The sequence below is a fragment of the Arsenicibacter rosenii genome (assembly GCF_001870735.1).
GTDB classification, from domain to species: domain Bacteria; phylum Bacteroidota; class Bacteroidia; order Cytophagales; family Spirosomataceae; genus Arsenicibacter; species Arsenicibacter rosenii.
In genome coordinates this window covers 1-784 of sequence record NZ_MORL01000206.1, presented here as the reverse complement: position 1 = coordinate 784, position 784 = coordinate 1, and the positions used below count along the sequence as shown (strand labels likewise).

Genomic DNA, 784 nt, shown 5'->3' with positions numbered 1-784 from the left:
TAATATGCGTATGGGTTCACGGTAAAGAGGGTTATCCCAGACAAGATCGCCATCATCAGGTACATTCAGCGCAAACGCCTCACCGGCACAATATGCGGTCCTGACTCCCAGATTGGTATTAATGGTTGGTGCCTGAGGAATCGGATAGACGGTCAGTGTCACGACTGCGTTATCTGACATACAGCCCTGGTTATCCTGACAGCTAACAGTATATTGATAGGTACCGGGGGCCTGGGGGGTAGCCGTAATCGACCTGCCGCTTTCAGTAGTTGACCAGATCATCCTTCCGCCGACACACGAATTCTCAGCAACCAGCAGCGTTGCTGACTGTCCGATACATATCTTCGGGTTAGGATTCACCAGGGTCGGCACGGCAGGTTTTGGCGTGACATAAATCGTTGTGGTAACGTGCGTGCTGCTGACATTAAATTCACTCTGGCACCAGGCATCGATCACAATATTAGCCTGTAAACCGGTTAAGGAGATTACATCACCAGTATGGGTTTCTGCCCCCGCAGACCATTTCGGTGTTCCGTTGTTACATCCACTGATTGTTAAGCCAACCGATGAACCACTACAAACAGTGTTTTGGTCCGGGGCGTTAATGGTTAGCGTCGGAGGGGCCGGTGCGTTACAGGTAACATAAAACTCACGGCAGGCGGTTATGTTGTCATTGCCATTCTGCCAGGCGAGCAGCGTCCAGTAGTTCCGGTCAGGTACACCAGTACCATTGTCTGCACCATCAGGTTTATGTGGCCCTATTCCTGTTGTCGCACTCGTAATG

Annotated in this window: 1 pseudogene; it reads right to left on the bottom strand. The window is 51.0% G+C overall.

The window, feature by feature from the left end:
* Window positions 1–784: pseudogene (locus tag BLX24_RS33170) on the bottom strand (hypothetical protein); the annotation flags it as partial.